Annotated in this window: 18 protein-coding genes and 1 riboswitch; of the genes, 10 read left to right on the top strand and 8 right to left on the bottom strand. The window is 46.4% G+C overall.

Annotation, left to right across the window (positions count from 1 at the left end):
* Window positions 1-13: 13 nt before the first annotated feature.
* The 3 genes from cgtA to rplU all read right to left on the bottom strand — a co-directional run bounded on the left by cgtA (window position 14) and on the right by rplU (window position 1,916).
* The gene (cgtA, locus tag ACXAH2_RS15750; protein WP_475079805.1) at window positions 14-1,207 is read right to left on the bottom strand and encodes an Obg family GTPase CgtA; all 1,194 of its coding nucleotides are present in this window, start codon (window positions 1,205-1,207) and stop codon (window positions 14-16) included.
* Window positions 1,208-1,313: 106 nt separating this feature from the next.
* Entirely contained in the window at window positions 1,314-1,571 is a 258-nt protein-coding gene (gene rpmA, locus ACXAH2_RS15745; protein ID WP_353666923.1) for a 50S ribosomal protein L27, read from the bottom strand.
* A 36-nt stretch (window positions 1,572-1,607) separates the two neighbouring features.
* A complete protein-coding gene (gene rplU / locus ACXAH2_RS15740; RefSeq protein ID WP_063334226.1) occupies window positions 1,608-1,916 on the bottom strand; it encodes a 50S ribosomal protein L21 in 309 nt (102 codons plus the stop codon).
* Between the two features lie 282 nt (window positions 1,917-2,198).
* Between rplU and ACXAH2_RS15735 the strand changes: the two genes are divergently transcribed.
* Window positions 2,199-3,179, top strand: coding sequence for a polyprenyl synthetase family protein (locus tag ACXAH2_RS15735; protein WP_475079802.1), 981 nt, complete (start codon window positions 2,199-2,201; stop codon window positions 3,177-3,179).
* A 55-nt stretch (window positions 3,180-3,234) separates the two neighbouring features.
* Here the strand turns inward: ACXAH2_RS15735 and ACXAH2_RS15730 are convergent, their stop codons facing one another.
* A complete protein-coding gene (locus ACXAH2_RS15730; RefSeq protein WP_475079800.1) occupies window positions 3,235-4,131 on the bottom strand; it encodes an alpha/beta hydrolase in 897 nt (298 codons plus the stop codon).
* 258 nt (window positions 4,132-4,389) lie between these two features.
* Between ACXAH2_RS15730 and fabA the strand changes: the two genes are divergently transcribed.
* Together fabA and fabB are read left to right on the top strand one after the other, a co-directional pair.
* Window positions 4,390-4,905 carry a bifunctional 3-hydroxydecanoyl-ACP dehydratase/trans-2-decenoyl-ACP isomerase gene (fabA, locus tag ACXAH2_RS15725; protein WP_353666919.1) on the top strand — a complete coding sequence of 172 codons (516 nt, stop codon included), beginning with the start codon at window positions 4,390-4,392 and terminating at the stop codon, window positions 4,903-4,905.
* Window positions 4,906-4,931: 26 nt separating this feature from the next.
* Entirely contained in the window at window positions 4,932-6,146 is a 1,215-nt protein-coding gene (gene fabB, locus ACXAH2_RS15720; RefSeq protein WP_475079799.1) for a beta-ketoacyl-ACP synthase I, read from the top strand.
* 103 nt (window positions 6,147-6,249) lie between these two features.
* Here fabB and ACXAH2_RS15715 read toward each other — a convergent pair whose 3' ends face one another.
* The 4 genes from ACXAH2_RS15715 to smrA form a co-directional block, all read right to left on the bottom strand.
* A complete protein-coding gene (locus tag ACXAH2_RS15715) occupies window positions 6,250-7,008 on the bottom strand; it encodes a lysophospholipid acyltransferase family protein (protein WP_475079798.1) in 759 nt (252 codons plus the stop codon).
* Window positions 7,009-7,014: 6 nt separating this feature from the next.
* Complete coding sequence (locus tag ACXAH2_RS15710; protein WP_475079797.1) at window positions 7,015-8,133, bottom strand: 1-acyl-sn-glycerol-3-phosphate acyltransferase; 1,119 nt, start codon at window positions 8,131-8,133, stop codon at window positions 7,015-7,017.
* A gap of 40 nt (window positions 8,134-8,173) precedes the next feature.
* The gene (locus ACXAH2_RS15705; protein WP_475079795.1) at window positions 8,174-11,098 is read right to left on the bottom strand and encodes an insulinase family protein; all 2,925 of its coding nucleotides are present in this window, start codon (window positions 11,096-11,098) and stop codon (window positions 8,174-8,176) included.
* Between the two features lie 149 nt (window positions 11,099-11,247).
* On the bottom strand, window positions 11,248-11,823 hold the full coding sequence (smrA, locus tag ACXAH2_RS15700) for a DNA endonuclease SmrA (RefSeq protein WP_475079793.1): 576 nt from the start codon (window positions 11,821-11,823) through the stop codon (window positions 11,248-11,250).
* 400 nt (window positions 11,824-12,223) lie between these two features.
* Window positions 12,224-12,333: riboswitch (guanidine-I (ykkC/yxkD leader) on the top strand.
* A 62-nt stretch (window positions 12,334-12,395) separates the two neighbouring features.
* On the opposite strand from smrA, the gene ACXAH2_RS15695 reads away from it, so the two are divergent.
* The 7 genes from ACXAH2_RS15695 (at window position 12,396) to atzF (ending at window position 22,052) form a co-directional block, all read left to right on the top strand.
* Entirely contained in the window at window positions 12,396-13,448 is a 1,053-nt protein-coding gene (locus tag ACXAH2_RS15695) for a putative urea ABC transporter substrate-binding protein (protein WP_475079791.1), read from the top strand.
* 69 nt (window positions 13,449-13,517) lie between these two features.
* The gene (locus ACXAH2_RS15690) at window positions 13,518-14,336 is read left to right on the top strand and encodes an ABC transporter permease (protein WP_475079789.1); all 819 of its coding nucleotides are present in this window, start codon (window positions 13,518-13,520) and stop codon (window positions 14,334-14,336) included.
* Complete coding sequence (locus ACXAH2_RS15685; RefSeq protein WP_475079787.1) at window positions 14,333-15,112, top strand: ABC transporter ATP-binding protein; 780 nt, start codon at window positions 14,333-14,335, stop codon at window positions 15,110-15,112. Before ACXAH2_RS15690 ends, ACXAH2_RS15685 begins: the two co-directional genes overlap by 4 nt.
* 39 nt (window positions 15,113-15,151) lie before the next feature.
* Window positions 15,152-15,868, top strand: coding sequence for an urea amidolyase associated protein UAAP1 (locus ACXAH2_RS15680; RefSeq protein ID WP_475079786.1), 717 nt, complete (start codon window positions 15,152-15,154; stop codon window positions 15,866-15,868).
* A 2-nt stretch (window positions 15,869-15,870) separates the two neighbouring features.
* A complete protein-coding gene (locus ACXAH2_RS15675; RefSeq protein ID WP_475079784.1) occupies window positions 15,871-16,518 on the top strand; it encodes an urea amidolyase associated protein UAAP2 in 648 nt (215 codons plus the stop codon).
* A gap of 78 nt (window positions 16,519-16,596) precedes the next feature.
* Entirely contained in the window at window positions 16,597-20,223 is a 3,627-nt protein-coding gene (gene uca / locus ACXAH2_RS15670) for an urea carboxylase (protein WP_475079783.1), read from the top strand.
* Window positions 20,223-22,052, top strand: coding sequence for an allophanate hydrolase (gene atzF / locus ACXAH2_RS15665; protein WP_475079782.1), 1,830 nt, complete (start codon window positions 20,223-20,225; stop codon window positions 22,050-22,052). Before uca ends, atzF begins: the two co-directional genes overlap by 1 nt.
* The last annotated feature ends 176 nt before the right edge of the window (window positions 22,053-22,228 follow it).

The following is a 22,228-nucleotide window of genomic DNA, read 5'->3' as shown; positions in this document are numbered from 1 at the left end:
TCATTTATAAGACCTAGCCGACGTATTCCACTTCCACATCATAATCATCGTCGTCAAAGTCATCATCGTCTTCCAACATTTGACCCGCTTTACGACGCTTCTCACGCAATGAAAGAATACGTTCACGACCTTCTTCATCGATTTGACGACGTACTTCCGCTTCTTGCTCACGCGCTTCTTCGCTTTCCGCCAATAGGGTACGCTGCTCTTCTAACACCGTCATCAAATCAAGGCACAGAACTTCAGTACCCTCACCTGAGATAGCCGATACACGATAAGTACGACCTTCCCAACCAAGCGCATCGATGACACTTTGACAACGCTCTTCTAACTCATCTTGCGGCACCATGTCGGTCTTATTCAATACCAACCAACGCTCACGCTCTGCCAACGCAGGACTGAATTGCTCCAACTCGTTCACAGCAATTTGCGCCGCTTCTGCTGGTGTCACTTCATCCCAAGGCGCGAGATCAACGATGTGCAACAAAATACGGTTACGCACCAAGTGCTTCAAGAAACGAATCCCCAGACCCGCACCTTCAGACGCACCTTCAATAATTCCCGGAATGTCAGCTATGACAAAACTCTGATGTTTTTTGACTTTTACCACACCCAAGTTTGGCACCAAGGTAGTAAATGGGTAATCTGCCACCTTTGGTTTCGCGGATGATACAGAACGAATAAAGGTCGACTTACCGGCATTCGGTAACCCCAATAGACCCACATCCGCCAAGACCTTCATCTCCAGCTTTAATGTACGCTCTTCACCCGCTGTACCTTTGGTTGTTTGGCGTGGCGCGCGGTTCGTACTAGACTTAAAACGCGTATTACCCAAACCACGATGACCACCTTGCGCTACTTTTAGCGTTTGACCTATGGTAACCAAATCCCCAAGCGTTTCTCCGGTATCTTCATCGATGACGGTTGTTCCCACTGGCACTTTGATCTCTAGGTCTACCCCTTTGGCACCCGTCATATCGCGACCTTGGCCATTTTCACCACTGTCGGCGATGTACTTTTTGGTGTAGCGGAAATCGATTAGCGTATTCAATGACTCATCCGCCACCAAAATAACGCTACCGCCATTACCACCATCGCCGCCGTCTGGGCCACCTTTTGCGACAAACTTCTCGCGCCAGAAACTCAAACATCCATTACCGCCCTTACCTGCTCTTACGTAGATACTGGCTTCATCAACAAATTTCACAGAAACACCTCTTAGGTGGATTATTCAGATCAATAGACCTGATTATAGAATTCTTACAAAAAAAAAGCCCCGCGTTGCGGAGCTTTTTTTAATTTTTAGCAAATAATTAAGCAGCTACGACAGAAACTGTACGACGCTTAAGCTTACCTTTTACTTCAAATTTCACTTGGCCTTCTGCAACAGCGAACAAAGTGTGATCTTTACCAACTTTAACACCTTCACCAGCGTGGAACTGAGTACCACGTTGACGCACTAGAATGTTACCTGGAACCACAACTTGACCACCAAAACGCTTGACACCTAATCGTTTCGACTCGGAATCGCGACCGTTACGAGTACTACCACCCGCCTTTTTGTGAGCCATGATTTACTCCTTAGATAAGTTAATTAACGCTAACGCTTAGTTGATACCAGTTACTTTCACTTCTGTGAACCACTGACGATGTCCCATGCGCTTCATAGAGTGCTTACGACGACGGAATTTCAAAATTTTCACTTTGTCTCCGCGACCGTGAGAAACTACTTCCGCAGTTACTTTAGCGCCTTCTACAACTGGAGCGCCAACTTTTACGTCGTCGCCGTTGCTTACAAGAAGAACGTCATTGAATTCAACAACACCGCCTTCTTCAACCGCAAGCTTTTCAACTTTAAGGGTTTGGCCTTCTTGTACACGGTATTGTTTACCGCCAGTTTTAATTACTGCAAACATGTTCTTCTCCAATAAGATCTACCCGGCTACTGAAATTAAATTTGACCTACTTCTAGTGGCAATAATGCTTCATAAATTAATACGAAAACCAACAACCATATGATAGGGAGCAAAATGTGGGTAAATCGGACGCAGGATTGTACAAAATCAACTCAATCAATACAAGGAAAAAGCAGACTCTTTAGACATTTTTCGTATTTTGGGTTGACCCTGACACAAGCCTTACCTAGCATGAGGCACACTTGCTGATCAGCTTGAGACTTTTATAGCTTCGGAAATTGCATGCAACCTATACAAATACACGATGTTGTGGCCGATGAATTCGGCCAAGTAAACGAATATATTGTGTCGCAACTTAGTAGTGACATTCCACTAATTGAGCAGATCGGCTACTACATTATTAGTAATGGCGGCAAACGCCTTCGCCCTCTTTTGGTTCTTTTAGCGGCCAAGAGCTGCAATCAACTAGACGAAAGTCAGTTACTCAATGCCATTAAAATGGCCACCATTATTGAATTCATCCATACCTCTACTTTATTGCATGATGATGTTGTCGATGAATCAGATATGCGTCGCGGCAAAAAAACCGCCAACGAAGAATGGGGCAATGCACCCAGCGTCTTAGTCGGTGATTTCTTATATTCTCGCGCATTTCAAATCATGGTGGACGTAGGCAGCATGCCATGCATGGAAATCTTAGCAAAAACCACTAACGTGATTGCGGAAGGTGAAGTGCAGCAGTTAATTAACTGTGGAGACCCAGATACGACCGAAGCCAGCTACCTCAAAGTTATTCAATACAAGACAGCGAAACTGTTTGAAGGCGCAGCGCTGTGTGGTGCCGTGGTTGCGGGCGCAAACGAAGCCCAGCAAGAAGCTTTGCGTTTGTACGGCATGTACGTTGGCACCGCATTCCAACTCATCGACGATGTGATGGATTACACCAGCACCGCTGAAGAAATGGGCAAAAGCGTAGGTGATGACTTATCGGAAGGCAAACCCACATTGCCTTTAATATACACCATGAAACACGGCACAGCAGCAGCACAACAAAGAGTAAGACAAGCCATTTTAACCGGCGGACTGGATCAACTTGAGGAAATCATCAAGGACGTACAAAACTGTGGTGCTATTGACTACACCCAACAACAAGCACAACAACAAGCAAGCCTTGCCATCGATATTATCCAGCCATTACCTGAGTCGAAGTACAAAGACGCACTGATCGCACTGGCACACGCCTCAGTAAAACGTCGCAATTAATTTTTTTAGTAACATTTGATAAGAGAGGCTTAACGTGAATAGGGTTAAGTCTCTTTTATACATCCTGCTGCAAAATTTTCTGCACCACTTGCGCCGCTGCTGAGGAATCTTGTTGCATAAAGCAATGGCCGCCATCCACTTCTACTAAATGAATATTGGGATTTAACTTGGCACACAAACGATACGACTCCTTAAAATAATCAAAGGTGCCTTTCCCTAACACTATGTATGTTGGCACGGAAATCTGCGCGATTTTTTTCCACAAACCTTTGGGATAGCTAGAAAAGATGGCTGCTTCCATCCATGTTGGGCAACGTAATTGATAATGACCCTGCTCATCTTTCAACAAAGAAGAATTAATATAGTCTTCAAGACATTCCGTCTCCCAACCTTTAAAAGTACCACGTTCATAAAAGCTCTTATGAACTTGGGCATAACTTTCCCATTGAGTTCGACGACGGCTGGCTTGCTTTGCCAAAGGAATATGGCGCTTTAAACCGGCAAGTTTCACCCCTCTCATCATCCAAATCAAACGCGGTGGAAATAAAGCAGGATCCAACAGAACCATACGATTAAATATAGAGTGATCACCATGGTTCATAAGTACTGTCATGCAACCACCAAAGCTGTGTCCCATGCCAATCAACTCACAACCAGGCTCCGTTTGCAGTCGCTGCGACAAAGACGCCACAAAACGATCTGCTGTCGCATTCCAACCTACAAAGCCTTTACCTGCTGACGACGCACCATGCCCTGCCGCATCCTGTAGAATCAGATTGTAACCTTCAAGTTGCGACAAAAATTCGTTATAAGTTTGAACTGCAAAGCCATTACCATGAAGAAAATGAATACTCGGCTTATCCGCTCCCTGATAATTTGAATACCCTTGCAAATGACCTTCTGGCACAAGATGCTGCCAGCTTGATAATGCTAACCTTGTCGTTCGATCCATATTCAACACATAAAACGCTCACAAAAAAGCCAATATTAACAGAAAAGCCAAATTGAAATGGAGGCTAAAGTCGTATTGCATTAATAAATGCATTTACTAGTGTATGTTTTTCATTCTATTGACGGTTTTTTTCTTAACAAACATTCATATTGCAGAATCAAACCGATATAATCAGTTAGATTTTATACTGCAAACTGGACCACATAACCCACCGAACTATTTTTCTAGTTTTCGGCTGGATGTGGATATAGGACTATAATGACTACAGCTTCATCTTTTGAAAAAGACGAACTATTAAAATGTGGCCACGGTGAAATGTTTGGAGCAGGTAATGCCCAACTTCCTGTTGGTAACATGCTAATGATGGATCGCATCACTCATATCTCAGCTGAGGGCGGTGAACATGGCAAAGGCGAAATCATTGCCGAGCTAGATATCCACCCAGATCTTTGGTTTTTCGAATGTCACTTCCCTGGAGACCCCGTCATGCCAGGCTGCCTAGGCTTAGATGCTATGTGGCAGTTGGTAGGTTTCTTCCTTGGCTGGAAAGGCAACAAAGGTCGTGGACGCGCTCTTGGCTCAGGTGAAGTAAAATTCACCGGTCAAATTTTACCGACTGCGAAAAAAGTGACCTTCCACATCAACTTAAAACGCGTTATTGAACGTAAGTTGGTAATGGGAATCGCTGACGGCAGCGTAAAAGTAGATGGCCGTGAAATTTACACTGCAAAGGATTTGCGTGTTGGTCTATTTACTTCAACAGAAGACTTCTAAAAGATTAGGATAAAAGAGGCACATTTATGCGTCGTGTAGTAGTAACAGGCCTGGGCATTGTAAGTTGCCTTGGCAATGATAAAGACAGCGTTTTAAACTCATTGCGCGAGGGCCAATCTGGTATTCGCTTCGCTGAAGATTACAAAGAAAATGGCTTTCGTAGCCACGTTTGTGGACGCATCGATCTTGATGCAGAAACCATAGACCGTAAAGTTCGTCGCTTCATGGGTGACGCTGCAACTTACGCTTACGTTTCGATGCAACAAGCCATCACAGATGCAGGCCTAACCGAAGAACAAGTTTCTAATATTCGCACAGGTCTCGTTGCAGGGTCAGGTGGTGCATCAGCACGAAACCTAGTAGAAGCAGCCGATACATTACGTGAAAAAGGCGTCAAGCGTGTTGGCCCTTACCGCGTAACTCAAACGATGGGGAGCACTGTATCAGCTTGTTTGGCAACACCTTTCAAGATCAAAGGCGTTAACTACTCTATCACTTCTGCCTGTTCTACCAGTGCACACTGTATCGGTAATGCAATGGAATTAATCCAGTTAGGCAAGCAAGATATCGTTTTTGCCGGTGGTGGTGAAGAAGAAAGCTGGACACAAACTTGTATGTTTGATGCCATGGGCGCCTTGTCTTCTAAGTACAATGAAACTCCAGAAAAAGCGTCTCGCGCTTACGATGCAAACCGTGATGGTTTCGTAATCGCAGGTGGCGGCGGCATGTTGGTTATCGAAGAACTTGAACATGCCAAAGCTCGCGGTGCAAAAATCTACGCAGAATTAGTTGGCTACGGTGCAACTTCAGACGGCTACGACATGGTAGCTCCATCGGGTGAAGGTGCAGTACGTTGTATGCAGATGGCAATGAGTACTATCGACGAAAAAATCGACTATATTAATACTCACGGTACAAGTACTCCTGCTGGTGACATGAAAGAACTGCAAGCCGTTAACGAAACTTTCGGCGATGATATTCCGTTAATCAGTTCTACTAAATCACTTTCTGGCCACTCTTTAGGTGCAGCAGGTGTTCATGAAGCCATTTACTGTCTCCTAATGATGGAAAATGACTTCATTACGGCTTCTGCTAATGTGGAAGAGCTTGATCCCGCTGCTGGCAATATCCCTGTGGTGACGACTCGCAAGGACAATGCGAATCTAAACACCATCATGTCAAACAGCTTCGGCTTCGGTGGCACAAACGCCAGTTTGGTATTCAAAAAATACCAAGACTAAGCAGGCCAAGCATTCCAATAAAAAAAGCCGCTTATGCGGCTTTTTTTATTGTTTATTCGCTGTAGCTGCTCAACTAAACAAACATCCATCTTCACTAATAGAATTATTCCTCAAAGGCAATGGCATTCCCTTTGGGTAAATTTGCCATCTCAGCACGCATCCAACCATCCATTTCGTCATGCAACTCTGAAGTTTTCTTCCCATCAGATTCAATAATAGGACCAACAACGACTCGAATAGTACCTGGAAATTTACGCCATTTCTTACCAGGCCAAGTGTAACCTGCATTATGTACAATCGGCAAAATTGGCGCTTTGGCCGAAGTCGCTAACATGGCAGCCCCTTTATTAAAGGCTTGTGCCTTATTCGGTGCAATGCGCGTCCCCTCTGGAAAAATCAGCACCGAACGACCATCTTCGATACGCTCTTTCCCCTGGCTGATAATCTGTTTCAAAGCATTGGTGCGTTGAGAACGATCAATGGCGATAGGTTGTACCATACGCAAACCCCAACCAAAGAAAGGCACAGATAACAATTCTTTCTTGAGTACAGTCGATACGGGTGCCATTAGCACCTGCAATAAATAAGTTTCCCATTCACTTTGATGATTTGCTACTAATACAAAAGTTCGCTGCCTATCTATGTTTTCCAAACCAGCGAACTCCACTCTCACGCCGCAAAGTACACGGAACATAAATAACAATCCTTTGTTATGAAGATTTAAAACAGGCTGTCGTAATGCCTTTGGCAATAATAGCGTCGCCAAAGGCGCTAATGCACCAAAAAGCACAGTCGACAAAATATAATAAACAAAGAAGATGCTTGATCCTAACCAAGATCTTAGTGACTGCCAAAAGCCCATGACAAACTACTCCTCGTTGTCTTCCACTGAATATTTTAACTTTTGTTTCAGAGGGTTGGCATACATAGACAGAACCTTGTCAAGTAAATGCTCTGGACAATTTTTTAGATAATTCGCGAAAGCATTATCCAAACACGCTTTACCCTGCAGCATGGCTAAGGCTGACTCATTTGTGGACTGAATGGCATAATTGCTAATGATCTGCCGATCTACTTCTTCCACAAACGCTTCTGGTGTTTCAAAACCATCTTTAATGACATCACCAAAGGTCACAACCACTTTCCCCTTTTGCCCAACAATACCGTTTTTGATGCTGTCGATGTCTTCAAACTCGGCTTTCTCATAGCTGCCGGTTGAAGATTTTTGATGCAACTCATTCGCTTTATCAAAGGCACAAGGGTCGTATTCATAGGAAATCGATACCGGCACTATTTTTAAGTTTGCCATGGCCTCAGCAAAGGTTTTTTTCTCTTTTTTCTGGCTCATGTAAAACATTTTAATAATAGCGGGGTCAGTCAAGTCCAAACCGTCTTTCGCACGACCCTCTTTTTGAGCAATCCAAATATTGGCATGATCTTTCGTCAAAGATTTCGTGATATAAGAAGATAACTGACCAAATGCGGCCATCATTTCACGAATACCGTTGGCAGATCGCTTAACAATGAAACTTTTATTCAACCGCATCAAATCCGACACAAAAGGACGACGCAATAAATTATCACCAATCGCAATACGTACCGTATCCAATCCAGCCAAATACAGACCGTAATTAACAAAAGCGGGGTCCATTGCAATGTCTCTGTGATTTGACAAAAACAAGTAGCCCTCACCCTTTTTCAGCTTTTCAATCCCACGGTATTCTACATTACTGGTGGTGGTTTTAATCATGCGCTCCATATAATCGGCAACGCGCATTTGAAACTCATGAACATTGGAAATCTTTGCCACCTGACGCCGCAACACCAGCTTAACAACTAAAGCTAATGGGCCATTCATCCATTTTGGCCAATTAGCAAAGCGAAAACCAATAATGGTATTAATAAAATCTGGTGTTGCCACCAGACTCTGTAACACCTCTGCAACTTCAGTGTCGTTGTAGGGGCGTATATCGTGAAACTGATCCATTTATTTTTCCGTTAGTAAAAACTAATTTACTTTATAATAATTATAGAGATTGAATATCAAAGCCCAACGTTTCAAGCTCTTCTCTTTTAGAAGAGGAAGAAACAACAGCAAGGTTTTCATTCTCTTGAGTTAAATAGGTCTTAGCCACCTGTTGCATTTGCTCAATAGTGACAGCTAAAACTTTCGCTCGAAACGCTTCTCGATAAGCAAGGCTTCGTCCGTGCAACTGCACATAGAAATCGCTTTGCGCTTCACCAGCCGGTGAGCCTGGTTTATCCATAGAACCAATCACACCTAAAATGGCCTCTTCTAACGCTTCTTCACTGTGTTGGTTCGTTAACAACCACTCAATGGAAGCATCAAAATCTGCCAAAGTTCCCGTTAATCTTGGGTCGCGGTAAGAGTAGAAACGGAAGCAGCCTGTGCCTCCGTCAAATGCCGCACCACCACCATAAGCGCCGCCTTGCTCGCGAATAGCGCGATGTAAAAAGCCGTTACGCAAGAAGCCACCTAACACAGTTAACGCCGCCACATCTGGGTGTTCACCAAAAGCTGTCTTATAGGTTTTACTGCAGAAATTCACTTGTGTCGACGTCAGCCACGCCAACTTCACTCGGCCTTCTTTCGCCGTCAAAGAAAAAGCGGAAGACATGTCGTCCCCAGCGGCCAAATCTGCAAAGACCTGCCTTACACACGCCATAACACTATCCTCATGCTGTGCTTCCGCCACCAGCAAGAGTTGTTTTTTGGCCGCTAACAACTTGCCATGCAAACGCTTAAAGACAGCCAACACAGCGTCTACCGCTGTCGTGTCTTGTTGCATTGCATCATCCAGAGCGATCGCGGCACGAATGCCCGTCATACCACCCCACGCTTCTTGTTGCGCTGCCAAACCAGAAATGGCACTCGAGGCAGCCGCCATCGCCAGTGAGTGACCTTGCCCTGTGATAGACTGTTCACGACGAGCACGACGTTGCGCTACCAGCTCTTGTAGACGTTCCGCTTCGTCAAAACGAACGTGCAACATAGTATCGCGTAACAGTTCGCTCATGGCTTGTACATTTGGCACTAAGGCTTTTGAAGACAGCACAAAGTAACCTTTCACCGCTTGACGATCCGCTAAGCTAGCGCGAATGGAGTTCGATGCTCCCAAACCACCACAAACTTGCGCCTGTTTTTCTTGCATCGCAAGATAATCCTGTTCACCCACCCCAAGTTCAGTCATCACAGAGGAAAACAAAGGCAAATAGCTGATTTCTTCTTCATCTAATTCAGGCAGTTCAATCACCAACTGTTGATACACCAAGCCATTGGTGCCTTGGGGATAAAAGGTAATAGGCAAGTTACCATCGAACTGCTCACGGTCGTATTCGGGTAAGCGAGCAGGAACATCTTCAAGACCCACTTTCGGCAAAATACTCATGTCATCGACTTGCGCCTGACGCTCTTTCAAAGCGCCACTGCGTTCAATGATTTGCTGTTTTTGTTCTTCGCTTAAAGACATTTTAATGCGATTCAAACGGTCTTTTTCAGCCTGATTACGGCGAGTTTCTAACGCATCGTCTGGGCTTAGTGTCAGGGTAACTCGGTGAGCATTCGACAAGAGCAAGTTATTAATAAGATTCGGAACATAATCTGCTGCTTGTATTTTCTCACGCATAACAGCGATGACTGGATCCAGATCCAGTTGCGCAATCACATCACCTGAATGCACAGCAGTAGAGAGGCCCGCCAAGATCAATTGCAAACCATATGGGTAGCTACCACCGCCAATTTCACGCTGGCTTAATTCCAATTGGTGTAACATAGCGTCGACCATTTCTTGCGGTACGCCCTGCTCAGCAATGTCTTTCAAACTTGTCAAAATTAAGGCTTCTACTTGCTCCGCATCAGCACGTTTCACCCCTTCAAGACCACACATAAAGCTCATTTCTTTATTCGTGTCTTCCAAACCACACAGAGGCGATGGCGCTCGACCAAGGTCTGAGTTTTCCAAAGCACGACGTAATGGCGAAGCACTGTTGTCGAGCAATACGCTGGATAACAATTGCGCTTCAAATTGCTGAGTCAGATCGGTACTTTCCCCCAATAACCAACCAACCACCACATGACTACCGTCTTCTTTCACTTCGTCTACGGCATAGCCTTCTTCCACCCGAACTGGCGAAAAGTAACGCTTGGCATTTGGCACGCTAACTTTTGTTTCAAGACACTCAAAGCGACTTAATACTTTGCTTTCAAATGTCTCTTGCAAAGTCTCGGCTGGAATATCACCAAAAGTCATGAATACCGCATTGGAAGGATGGTAATGAGTACGATAGAAGGCCAATAGGTCTTCATAAGACAAATCTGGAATATCAGTCGGTTCACCACCAGAGTTAAAGTGGTAAGTGTTGTTCGGGAACAAGTACTTTGTTAGGGTTTGCCACAACACAGACGTAGTTGAGCTCATGGCGCCTTTCATTTCATTGAACACCACACCCTTGAAGGTCAAATCCGATTCAGGGTTAGCCGGTTCAGCGAACTCCAAACGATGACCTTCTTGTGAGAAATCCAATTCGTCCAGACGAGAAAAGAACACCGCATCCAGATAAACGTCTAACAGGTTATGGAAATCTTTCTTGTTCTTACTGGCGAACGGATAAGCCGTCCAATCAGACGAGGTAAAAGCATTCATGAAAGTATTCAAAGAACGACGAATCATCATGAAGAAAGGATCACGCACCGGAAATCGTTCAGAACCACATAAAACCGTATGTTCCAAAATATGTGCAACACCGCAAGAATCGGTTGGTACAGTTTTTAACCCCACCAAAAAAACATTCTCATCATTTTCCGATGCGATATGAAAGTGCTTTGCGCCAGTAACCTTATGCTCGAACTCCTGAACACTGGCGTTCAGAGCGTCAATAAACTCACTGCGAATAAAACGAAACGCAGCATGATGCGCGATGCGATCTGTCATTCTCTACCTCGATAGAATTAGAATACGATGACTCATAAAACAATTACCAAAACGTCAAAAGAAGACGCTTTCAACGTCGCGAAATTATATCAAAAACCTGCATTTACTTCACCAAATAAGCTGTCAGCATGGTGAACAGATTGCTGATCTTAACGCTTTTGATGTCTTTCCCAGTTTTCTAAACGGGCTTTTTCACTCTTTTTAAACAACACATACACAGCCCCCAATCCGCCATGATGACGTTGCGCGCTGTGAAAGGCCATTACCTCGTCCATATCACGGAGCCACTTATTGATGTAACTCTTTAACGTGGCTTGATTTTCAGGTGTTCGCTCACCCTTACCATGCACTATGATGCCAACTCGCACATCGTGATGAACACAATCTTTGGCAAATTGAAAGACATCTCGACGCGCCTCTTCTACCGTACGACGATGTAAGTCCAAACGCGACTCCACACCATACTTACCCTGACGCAGACGTTTAAAAACGCCATCCTGTACACCAGAACGCTTGTATTCCAACATGTCATTCGGATCAACCCGCTCAACATAATCTTTCGACAAATGATTCTTGTCTTCTTGCTTGGCTTCTAATGCTGCTTTTTGACGAGCAACGAAATCCGCTTCGCCCTGCTTTTTTCCCAAATACACTTCGGTTTTTTGCAACGGACGAATGCCTTTCACTTCCTCGGCAAATAAAGAGAAATCTTCATCCTCAGCCATAAACGACCTACCTCAAAAACGTACCATAGTGTCTTATCTCTGACCGCCAAATAGACAAAAGGCTCCCTTAGGAGCCAGTACAATTCGTTTGTGCTTGCTTTCACCGCTGCGCTCGCCACAGCGTTACTTACTGCTCATTGCAATTAATAAGACACGCTTTTATATAAAAGTCATTATAACAGCATAAACAAGCGACAACTAATTTTGCTTTGCATCAGCTAAACTTTGCACTATAAAATCGCCTACTCACCTGAAATGCACCAAAAACACCCTAAAAAATGAAAAACTTCGTAAAACTTCTTCTAATCCAGTAGAAAAAATAGACTTTTGCACTTGGCACAATAAATGCTTTATTTATTTTTGTTCGTACCCTTGGAAAGTCGAACATGACAATTTAACCAAAATAGAGAGCTAGGGTTCCGATATCAATTTATTGGTTGATATGACTGGTCCGAGAGCTTTCGACCTTGATGTTTCAAGGTTACACGGCGGGATAAAAGCCCGGGAGACCACATGGCGATTTTGCCAAGGGTACTCCATGTGTAACTAACAAACTGAAAAGGTGACTCCCTATGAAATTCTCAAAGAATAAAGTACCTGCTTTACTGTTTGCTTTACTCGCTTCCTCCCAAACCTTCGCTAAAGAAGATTTCAAAGTCTGCTGGTCCATTTATGCAGGCTGGATGCCTTGGGCTTACGCGGAGCAATCTGGCATCATTGACAAATGGGCAGACAAATACGACATCAATATTGATGTGGTACAAATCAACGATTACGTTGAATCCATGAACCAATACACAGCGGGTCAATTTGATGCTTGTACCATGGCTCAAATGGACGCCTTGACCATTCCTGCCGTTGGTGGAGTTGATAGCACAGTGTTAATCGCTGGCGATTACTCAAACGGCAATGACGCTATCATACTTTATGGTGAAGACAAGCTAGCAGACATCAAAGGCCAAGATGTCAACTTAGTGGAATACAGTGTATCGCACTATCTGTTAGCTCGTGGTTTAGAAACCGTCGGCATGAGCGAAAAAGACGTTAAAGTTGTTAATACTTCCGACGCAGACCTAGTCTCTGTTTTCGGCACAGGAGATGTGTCTGCAACGGTGACTTGGAACCCTTTGGCTAGCGAAATTCTATCCATGCCAAACACTTATGACGTTTTCAATTCATCGCAAATCCCAGGTGAAATCATTGATGGTTTGATCGTCAATACAGAAACACTAAAAGCCAATCCAGCATTGGGTAAAGCACTAACAGGTGCTTGGTTTGAAATTATGTCAACCATGTCTGGCAACAGCGACAGCGCCAAAGAAGCTCGTACTATCATGGCCGAAGCCGCCGAAACCGATTTAGCGGGTTACGACGCTCAGTTGGCGAAAACCCACATGTATTACACACCAGCAGCAGCATTGGAATTGGTCAACAGCCCTAAATTGGTTGAAACCATGAAACATGTAGCGGAATTCTCATTCGAACACGGTCTTTTAGGTGAAGGCGCGCCAAGCGCAGATATTGTTGGTATCGAAATGCCAGCTGGCACCTATGGTGATACTAATAACATCAAACTGCGTTTCGATAATACCTACATGCAAATGGCTGCCGACGGAAAACTATAGTCTGTTATCAACGCGCTTTGTCATAAGACGAAGCGCGTTATTTTAGGCCATTTGCTGAAAGGCATTATTATGAAAAAGTTCGTTAATTACTCTCCTTCTCCCGTTAGTCGAGTGCTATTAGGCTTGCTGCCTTTTGTTCTCTTACTGATTGTTTATATGATGGGATCCGAAGCTCGTTTGGCGATCAACCCTAGCGACAAGCTTCTACCATCCTTTGGACAAATGGGAGAAGCCATTTATCGCTTAGCTTTTGAACCTAGCCGTCGAACTGGCGACTATGTTTTTTGGCAAGACACCTTAAGCAGTCTAATGCGCTTATTTGCCGGCGTCGCGATTGCTGCCTTATTTGGCTTGAGTGTCGGACTGCTCACTGGAGCATTGCCCGCCATTAATGCCATGTTCGCCCCGCTGCTGACGGTGATTTCTTTGATTCCACCACTGGCCGTGTTGCCCATTTTGTTCATCATCATAGGCTTAGGTGAAGCATCGAAGATCACGCTGATTGCGATTGGCGTGGCGCCTTTCATTGCCCGCGACATACAGAGACGAACACAAGAGATTCCCAGCGAACAACTGGTTAAAGCGCAAACTTTAGGGGCCAGCACAAGTCAGTTATTAATTCGTGTGCTATTACCTCAAGTCATGCCAAAGCTGATTGACTCTGTGCGTTTATCATTGGGCGCAGGCTGGTTATTCTTAATTGCTGCGGAAGCCATTTCCTCCACCGACGGTTTGGGCTATCGCATTTTCTTGGTAAGACGCTATCTGTCGATGGACATCATTCTGCCTTATGTCGCCTGGATTACCTTATTGGCTTTTCTCATTGACTACTTGCTCAGCGCAATCAATAGCCGACTCTACCCTTGGAGTCTGGAGGCAAAATCATGAGTAAACCTTTGATCGAAGCACGCAATTTAGGTAAGGAATACGGTAAAGACGTGATTCTAGAAAGCGTTACGACTCAAGTTTATGAAGGGGAATTCATCACTCTAGTGGGCGCCTCAGGCTGTGGCAAAAGCACTTTTTTAAAAATGATATTGGGGACAGAACAAGCCTCATCTGGGTCATTATTACTGGACGGTTCCGCTATTCCAAACGAACCCGGCCCAGATCGCGGCATCGTGTTTCAACAGTACTCGGTGTTTCCACACATGACGGTGCTGGACAATGTAGTCGCTGCCAAAGGTTTCCAAAAAGCCTCTTTGACTGGCCACTTGTTTGGCAAGGAGAAACAACAAGCTCAGCAAGAAGCCACCGACGTATTACAGCAAGTGGGACTGGGGCACGCTCTAAAACGCTACCCTCATGAATTATCAGGCGGCATGAAGCAACGCTTAGCAATTGCCCAAGCCATCATTTGCAAACCTCGCATTTTGCTTTTAGACGAGCCTTTTGGCGCACTTGATCCCGGCATACGTAGCGATATGCACAAGTTGATTCTAGACCTTTGGAAAACCCATAAGCTAACCATTTTTATGGTTACCCACGACCTTAAAGAAGGCTTTTACTTAGGCACTCGTTTATGGGTATTCGACAAGATTCGTCACGATGCTCAGGCTCCAAATGCCTATGGTGCTTCCATCACTTACGACTTACCCGTTGGCAGCACACAACCTCAGTTGTACGACGAAATTCATCAACAAATGACACACAAAACGGCTTAGGCGTCCCAACATTTGACGCCCCTGTGACAAGGAGAACTCATGAAATATTATGAAACCGTTATTCCATCGGCCAGCCATTGGTCATTAAAAGTGCGCCGTGGCACGCAGATTACCTTTACCGATTTAGAAGGCGGAGCCAACTTAGGCATGGTCTTTTATAACCCAGAAAACCTTCTGGAAGCTTATAACGCACCTGATACCTTAAAAGGCCAGCATACATTTAAACTAACCCAAGGCCATTGCTTATATTCCGATATGGGACGTATTTTTGCGTCCATCATAGAAGATTCCCTTGGCTGGCACGAAACCGTCTGTGGCAACAGTCACGCTTCTCACATTGAAGCTCGCTGGGGCAAGCGGAATTACCAGAAAGATCGTAACGATTGGCAACAAAACGGCCATGACGCCATGCTGGTCGAAATGACCAAATACGGTCTGACGCAAGCCAATCTCGTAGCGAATCTCAACCTGTTCAGCAAAGTCAGCACTGATGACGCTGGCGCTATGTCATTAGTCGGAAACCACAGTCAAGCAGGCGACAAAGTGACTTTGCGCTTTGAAATGGATACCTTGGTCATTCTGCACACTTGCCCACATCCCCTCAGCCAAGCAGCGAGTTATCCACGCAAGCCCGTTGGCCTTTTATTGGAAAAAGCCGCTCCTATAGCGGAAGACGATTTGTGTAAAAACTCGCGCCCAGAGAATCAACGCGGCTTTGCTAACAACGACCTGTATCACTTCGGATTGGAGGCCTAATCATGATCAAAGAAAGTTCACTCAATGCCACACAAGCCAACCAAAGCTTCACCGTTGACGCAGGCGATTATTTCATTCGTCACATTCCAGCTGGGGCAACCTTCCGCTTCGTCGACCTAGAAGGCAACCAAGCGGCTGACACTTTATTTTTCAATGCTCATGACCCATCAGAGCGTTACAGCGCCACCGACACCATTCGTGAGCAAGGCAATGTTTACCTAACAGCAGGATCACAACTGCGTTCCAATGAAAATCAAGTGATGCTGGAAATTGTTGCCGATACTTGTGGCCGACACGACACATTAGGCGGCGCCTGTGCGACCGAAAGTAACACGGTACGTTATGACTTAGAAAAGCGCTGCATGCACGCCTGTCGTGACAGCTGGATGCTGGCCATCGCGGAAAACCCAGAATTTGGCTTAGAAAAATGTGACATCGCCCATAACGTCAATTTCTTTATGAATGTGCCGGTCACCAGCAGTGGCGGCCTTACCTTTGAAGACGGTATTTCGGCACCAGGGAAATACGTGGAGATGCAGGCGCAGATGGATTTGATCGTACTGATTTCCAATTGCCCACAACTCAACAACCCATGTAATGGCTACAATCCAACACCGATTCAAGTATTGGTATGGGAAACAAAAAACTGATTTTTCTCCTAGTTACTCACTTAATGGACGACCATTGAGTTGCTTATTTAACCGGGACGACCCGGAAAAGGTTAAAACATGTTTCACACTGTCTTGATAGCAAACCGTGGAGCAATTGCCGTACGCATTATTCGTACGCTCAAACGCATGAAGATCAAAGCCATTGCGGTGTATGCGGAATCTGACGCAAACAGCCGCCATGTCAAACTGGCTGACGAAGCCTATTCTTTAGGAGAAGGCGCAGCCAGCGAAACCTATCTGAATGTCGATAAAATTCTTGAAATTGCTCAGCAATCCGGTGCTCAAGCCATTCACCCAGGCTACGGCTTTCTTAGTGAAAATGCCGCTTTTGTTCGCCACTGTGAGGCGCAAAACATTGCTTTTATCGGCCCGACTGACGAGCAAATGCTGGCCTTTGGTCTGAAACACCGCGCCCGTGATTTGGCCCTCAAAGCCGAAGTGCCTCTACTACCAGGATCAGACTTATTACAAGACCTCGGCAGCGCACGCATAACGGCCCAACAGATAGGCTACCCTGTGATGCTAAAAAGCACCGCTGGCGGTGGTGGCATCGGCATGCAGCTTTGCCATAATGACGCCGAACTCAGCGCCAGTTTTGACTCCGTCAAACGCCTTGGTGCCAGTAACTTTGCTGACGATGGGGTATTTTTAGAAAAGTTCATCGCCCGTGCTCGACACATAGAAGTGCAAGTATTCGCCGATGGCCAAGGCCAAGCTTTAGCGTTAGGCGAACGAGACTGTTCTAGCCAACGCCGCAATCAAAAAGTCGTTGAAGAATGCCCAGCGCCCAACCTCAGTGACGCCGTGCGCCAACAACTTCACCACACTGCCGAATCCTTACTGGCCTCAGTAAAGTATCGCAACGCAGGCACAGTCGAATTCATTTACGACATGGACACTGAGCAGTTTTACTTCCTTGAAGTAAATACTCGCTTACAAGTTGAGCATGGTGTTACCGAAGAAGTGTATGGCATTGACTTGGTAGAATGGATGGTTCGCCTAGCCGCCGATGAAGTCATGGATTTGGCCTCTTTAGGTAAATCGTTAAGCCCACAAGGTCATGCTATTCAGGTACGACTCTATGCGGAAGACCCTTACAAAGACTTTCAACCAAGCCCTGGATTACTAAGCTATGTTGATCTACCAAGTTCCTACTTTGACACGACTCAAACGGTGAGCGACAACAAGGTTCGTATTGATCACTGGGTAGAAACAGGTCTACAGATTTCGCCTTATTTTGATCCTATGATCGCCAAGGTCATCGTCCACCAACCAAATCGCGAACAAGCCCTTAGCGCCTTACAAGCTACCCTAGACGATTGCATCTTGTATGGTACACAAACCAACCTTGACTACCTTAAACACTTATTGAAAGACGACACCTTAATGCAAGGTCAAGTCAGTACCCGCTATCTAAACGACTTTGTTTACCAACCACAGCGCATTGATGTGCTAAGCGGCGGCACACTCACCACTTTACAGGACTTTCCTGGTCGTCAACATCATTGGAATGTGGGCGTACCGCCCTCTGGCCCATTTGATAGCTATCACAGTCGTTTGGCTAACCGCATACTGGGCAATGATATTGCGTCCGCCACCATGGAAATCACGCTACAAGGCCCGAGTTTGCAATTCAGTTTTGCCACTGAAATTGTCTTGGCTGGCGCACAAATTGACGCGAAATTGGATGGTGACACAGTGGCATTACACCAGCCCATCAAAGTAGAGGCGGGGCAAACTTTGAGTTTAGGTCGCATTCGTGACGCCGGCGCGCGCTGTTATTTGGCGGTAGCTGGCGGCTTTGATTGCCCTGATTATTTAGGCTCCAAATCCACCTTCACCTTAGGACAATTTGGTGGTCACAATGGTCGCGCCTTACAAACTGGCGACGTACTCACCAGTGGCTTGCCGAATGCGAATCAGGTCAGTCAAGCCATTGAACCCAGTATGCTGCCAGACATTGGCCACCAGCATGAGATTCGCGTCATCTACGGTCCACATGGCAGCCCTGACTTTTTTACCCCAGAAGACATCGACACCTTTTTTGCGACCAACTGGGAAATCCACTACAACTCAAGCCGCACTGGTGTGCGCCTAATTGGCCCAAAACCCAAATGGGCACGAGAAAATGGTGGCGAAGCAGGACTTCACCCTTCCAACATCCATGACAACGCCTACGCTTTTGGCAGCATAGACTTTACTGGGGATATGCCCGTTATTCTTGGCCCAGACGGCCCGTCATTAGGCGGTTTTGTTTGTCCTGCCACTGTGATCACAGCGGATTTATGGAAACTAGGACAATTACGTGCGGGCGATAAAGTACGCTTTATTCCCGTCAACATAGAAGATGCGGTGGCCCTTGAGGCGGAACAAATCGCCAGCCTACAGACCTTAAGCCAGCCCAAGCTCAATGTCTCCACTTGTGATCTTGGCTCCCCCATTTTGAAAACCCTCAGTGCCGACGAGTTTGGTGACGACATAGTGTATCGCGCCGCAGGGGATCACTTTTTGCTGGTGGAATATGGCGAGCAGATGTTAGACATTCGTCTGCGCTTTCGCGCCCATGCCCTCATGCAATGGTTAGAGAAGCACCCTTTCACAGGCATGAAAGAACTCACCCCTGGCATTCGTTCCTTGCAAATTCACTACGACAGCCAACAGGTCTCCTGTACTGAATTACTGGCGTTACTCGAAACAGCAGAACGCGATCTGACCGCCACCTTGTCGGAATTGAGTGTGCCTTCGCGCACCGTCTATTTGCCCTTATCTTGGGACGACAGAGCCTGCCAAGAAGCCATCGACAAATACGCCCAATCAGTGCGTTCAAATGCGCCTTGGTGCCCAAGTAATCTTGAGTTCATTCGACGCATCAATGGCTTAGAAAGCATAGATGAGGTCAAAGAGATTGTCTTTAACGCCAGTTATTTGGTCATGGGCTTGGGCGATGTGTACCTAGGCGCCCCCGTTGCCACCCCCATTGACCCGAGACACCGACTGGTGACCACCAAATACAATCCTGCGCGCACTTGGACGGCAGAAAACTCCGTTGGCATTGGTGGCTCTTACCTCTGTGTTTACGGCATGGAAGGCCCAGGTGGCTATCAGTTTATCGGACGCACCTTGCAAATGTGGAATCGCTATCGTCAAACCAGTGCCTTTAGCAAACCTTGGTTATTGCGTTTCTTTGATCAAATTCGCTTCTATCCGGTTAGCCATGAAGAGTTACAGCAAATCCGTGCTGGCTTCCCTCATGACAATTACCCAATTCGCATTGAAGAAAGTCAATTTTCCCTGTCTGAATACGAGGCTTTTGTTGAGGCTAATGCGGCGTCTATCGATGAATTCAAAGCCTCCAGAAATGCCGCTTTTGGCGAAGAACTGGCGCGCTGGCACGCCAATGGTCAATTCCATTTTGATGAGCAAGAAGCCACCAGCCAAGACACAGAAGTCACTTGGAGCGAAGACGCGATCGTCATCGACAGCCCGGTTTCTGGCAGTGTTTGGCAGACCCAAGTAGCGGCTGGCGAATCCGTAAAAGCGGGACAAGTTTTGGTCATTCTTGAATCCATGAAGATGGAAATTCCACTCCATGCCAGCTGTGATGGTGTGGTCTCTGACATGTTATTAAACAACGGTAGTCGCGTTAATGCCGGTCAAGCCGTTGTGGTATTGGAGGAAAAATAATGGGTATTATCGCACCACTTAAAAAGGTTACCGATATGGGCTTTGATGCTCTACGAGCCGCTTATCAATCAGGCGACTTGACCCCAACACAGGTAATGCAAGACATTCGTCGTCGCGCTGCAGAATTCGATGCTCATAACATCTGGATTCACTTACTCAGTGAAGACGAACAAGCCAGCTGGCTAAAAGAACTGCACAATAAAGACATAGAATCACACCCGTTGTGGGGGATTCCCTTTGCCATCAAAGACAACATTGATCTGGCTGGCATTCCCACCACCTCGGCCTGCCCTGAGTTTGCCTACACGCCAACCAGCAGCGCGCAAGTGGTTCAGCAACTGATCGACGCCGGCGCCATTCCCGTCGGCAAAACCAATCTGGATCAATTTGCCACGGGTATCAATGGCACTCGCTCGCCTTACGGTGCAGGGCATAATTCCTTCAACTTTGATTACGTCAGCGGCGGCTCCAGTGCCGGCTCTTCTACCGCGGTTGCCCTAGGTTTAGCCAGCTTCAGCCTGGGCACTGACACCGCAGGTTCAGGGCGCATTCCTGCGGGTTTCAACAACCTTATCGGAGTGAAACCCAGCATAGGTTTGTTGTCTGCCACGGGCATGTTGCCCGCATGTCGTAGTCTCGACTGCATGACCATCTTTGCCTACAACACAGACGACGCCAATGCCGCTTTGGCCATTGCCGAAGGTTATGACATTCGCGATGGCTACAGCCGCCCGAATCCATTTGACAATCATGCAAGACACTATGGATTACGCCAAGGTGAACTGATCGTCGGAGTGATCCCACCCTCTCAGCTGAAATTTTATGGCGATACAGGTTACCAAAAAGCCTACTCAGACACCTTAGCCACACTCAGCGAAGCGGGCTTCCACTTCAAAGAAATCGACTTTTCACCTTTTGATGAAGTGGCAAAACTACTTTATGAAGGCCCTTGGGTTGCCGAACGCTATCTCGCCACCCAACCTTTGATAGACGATAACCCAGACGCCGTCTTCCCCGCTGTGCGAGAAATCATCGCGCCAGGTGGCAAACCACCAGCCACGGCATTATTCAAAGCGCAATATCGTATTAACGATCTAAAACAAATCTGCTTGGCGCAGCTAGCAGGAGTGGATTGCATGCTGACACCAACCGCCGGCACCCACTTCACCATCGAAGAAATGTTGGCGGAACCCATTAAACGCAACAGCGAATTGGGCTACTACACTAACTTCATGAATTTGCTCGATTTTGCTGCGATTGCTGTGCCGGGTGTGATGACAGAAGCGGGCATGCCATTTGGTATTACCTTATTCGGGCCAACCTTCAGTGATCGTAGATTATTGTCCATTGCCAATCGTGTACAGCGCGCTATTCCACTCAAAAAAGGCGCGTTGGACATTTCCGCGGTGCCAACGAATGACACCCCCGTTGGCCAAACGGACACCATAGACGTGATGGTCTGTGGCGCACACTTATCAGGTCAACCACTCAATTGGCAACTTAGCGAGCGTGGCGCACAGCTCAAAGCCCAAACCAGCACAGCGGCCAGCTATCGCATGTACGCATTGGCAGGCGGCCCGCCTTATCGTCCCGGGCTCATCCTGGATGCCGAACAGGGACAAGCCATTGAGGTCGAAGTCTGGTCGGTACCGAGCGCCTATTTTGGTAGCTTCGTGGCGGGCATCCCCGCACCGCTGGGTATTGGCAAGGTACAACTCGCCGATGGCAGCTCAGTGTCAGGTTTCATCTGCGAACCTCATGCCATCGCAGACGCCACCGACATCACCCACTTTGGCGGCTGGCGCAGCTACTTGGCGAGTTTGAAATAACACTTGCTAAATAGGATCAAAAAAGCGAAAAGCCTTCGTATCAATGATACGAAGGCTTTTTTATGTGGCTAAGTTAAAAACCATTGGGCCTGATTAAAGCAGCACATTCGAGCCGTTATATCGTCGACCCAATTTAATAAAACCTACCTCTCACCATAAATGCCTTATCTAGGCAA

The sequence above is a fragment of the Marinomonas sp. ABL3_031 genome (assembly GCF_056161265.1).
The sequence above is the reverse complement of the archived record's forward strand: the minus strand, read 5'-3'. Positions and strand labels throughout refer to the sequence as shown.